Source organism: Rhodococcus sp. EPR-147 (assembly GCF_001647185.1).
In the GTDB taxonomy this organism is placed as follows: Bacteria; Actinomycetota; Actinomycetes; order Mycobacteriales; family Mycobacteriaceae; genus Rhodococcoides.
Genome location: NZ_LVCU01000255.1, coordinates 1 through 2,088 on the forward strand (window position 1 = coordinate 1; position 2,088 = coordinate 2,088).

Consider the following 2,088-nt stretch of genomic DNA (forward strand, 5'->3'; position numbering starts at 1 on the left):
GAGGGCCGCACCGGCGCGCAGTCGGCCCGGTCGCCCTATTCCTTGACGCCTGGCCGCCCACCAGCCCGTCGCGATCTTGGTCGCTGCGGTGGCGACCGCCAGGACGATAGCCCAGCCGAGCACCGGCGGGATGGTTGCCGGATCGGTGGCGAGACCGAACACGACGAAGAACATCGCTGCGAACAGATCCCGGAGGGGTTCGAGAACGCGGGTGGCGTTGGCGGCCGTCGAGCCGGAGATCGCGATACCGAGCAGGAATGCGCCGACGGCGGCCGAGACCTGCAGTTCCGACGCGATTCCGGCCACCAGCAGGGCAGCGCCGAGGACGTTGAGGAGCATGACCTCACGGTCCTTGCTGTCGAGCAGCGAGGAGACCGAGCTGCCGTAGCGCAGAGCGATGACCAGGACGATCGTGACCACCAGCAGGGAGATCCCGAGAGCTTCGAGCCCGCCGAGGAAACTGGCACCCATCAGGACCGTGGTGAGGATCGGCAGGTAGACGGCCATCGCGAGGTCCTCGAACACCAGGATGGAGAGCACGATGGGGGTTTCTCGGTTGCCGAGCCGGCCGAGGTCGGTGAGGACCTTGGCGATGATGCCCGAGGACGAGATGTAGGTGACACCGCCCATCACCAGTGCTCCGACGCCGCCCCAGCCGAGTATCAGTGCCACCACTGCGCCCGGAGTGAAGTTCAGAGCGATGTCGACCAGGCCCGCCAGCCAGGATCGGCGCAGTCCGGTGACGAGTTCGGTGGCGGTGTACTCGAGTCCGAGCAGGAGCAGCAGCAGGATGACGCCGATTTCGCTGGCGATCTCACTGAATTCGTCGATGCCGGCGAGGCTGACGATTCCGCCGTTGCCGAAGGCGAGACCGGCGAGAAGATAGAACGGAATGGGGGAGACCCCGAACTTGCCTGCCACGCGGGCGAGTAGGCCGAGGACGAAGAACACCGCTCCCAGTTCGGTCAGAGCGAGTGCAGTCTCGGCCACCGGGTCAGACCCGACGATTGTCAGGCATTGCCGAGGATCTTGGCAGCTGCGTCCAAACCGTCGGCGGTTCCGATGGCGCCCAGCAGATCGCCCGAGACGAGGGTGAAGCCGGGAGTGGGTGACGGTTGTACTTGGCCCGCGCGCATCACTGCGACGATCGAGACGCCGGTCTTGGTACGCATCCCGGTATCGCCGAGGGGGCGGCCGTCGAAACGCGAGCCCTTCCTGACGGGGAGCTGGCGGGTGTTGATGCCGGGGAGGTCGCGATGCTGTTCCCCGAGCTGAGCGATGAGTTGCGGCGACCCGAGCAGATTGCCCAGAGCCGCCGCTTCCTCATTGCTCAACGTGATGGATTCCTGCGTCGCATCGGGGTCGTCCTTGCGCGAGACGATCAACTCGTTCGCGCCGTCCTTGCGGGTGATGACGCCTATGCGACGCCCGGAAGCGAGGGCGAAATCCTTCCGCACCCCGATTCCCGGCAGCAGGGTCACTTCGACGTTCATGGTCGAAATGCTAGCCCTGCAGGCAACGCATTATCGCAGGATCGGGTGTGAGCCCGACCCAGGTCGATCAGGATGCGACGGCAGCCAGGAGGGCTTCGCGCTGGTTTGCACCGAGGCCACCGATACGGCGGGTATCGGCGATGGACAGCTGCTCGAGCAGCTGTGCGGCGCGCACGGAACCAACACCCGGCAGGGCCTTGATCAGGGCGGACACCTTGGTCTTCTTGACGATCTCGTCGTTCTCCGCCTTGGCGAGAACGTCAGCGACGCTGAGTTCGCCGGACTTGACGGATGCGAGCAGCTTCGACCGCGCAGTGCGTGCCTCGGCCGCCTTGGCCAGCGCCGCGGTGCGCTGTTCCGGTGTCAATACTGGTAAAGCCATGGCCTGTTCTCCTCGATTGTGGTGACCCGTCGCTCGTTGACAGGTCTCGACCCTCTTGCATCGTGCCTGGTGGCTCTCCCAATCTAACCGAACAACACGACTGTCATTCCGGTCGAGCCACCGAACCTTCCCAGCCAGGCTACGTCCTATCCGATTCGGGGTGTGCCCCGACCAGCACTTCGGCCCCGTGTCGGCTCGCGAAGGGCGTCGTGT

Annotated in this window: 3 protein-coding genes; all 3 read right to left on the minus strand. The window is 65.5% G+C overall.

Translation table 11 applies throughout. The features are described 5' to 3' along the window. Positions 1-990, minus strand: a 990-nt coding sequence (locus A2J02_RS12405; protein ID WP_068050464.1) for a cation:proton antiporter, incomplete at its 3' end; no start/stop codon positions are given. Positions 991-1,010: 20 nt separating this feature from the next. Further along, positions 1,011-1,493 (minus strand): cation:proton antiporter regulatory subunit, encoded by a 483-nt coding sequence (locus A2J02_RS12410; protein ID WP_068050465.1) that lies wholly within the window; start codon positions 1,491-1,493, stop codon positions 1,011-1,013. Between the two features lie 67 nt (positions 1,494-1,560). Next, positions 1,561-1,875 carry an integration host factor, actinobacterial type gene (gene mihF / locus A2J02_RS12415; protein WP_008712632.1) on the minus strand — a complete coding sequence of 105 codons (315 nt, stop codon included), beginning with the start codon at positions 1,873-1,875 and terminating at the stop codon, positions 1,561-1,563. Between the last annotated feature and the right edge of the window lie 213 nt (positions 1,876-2,088).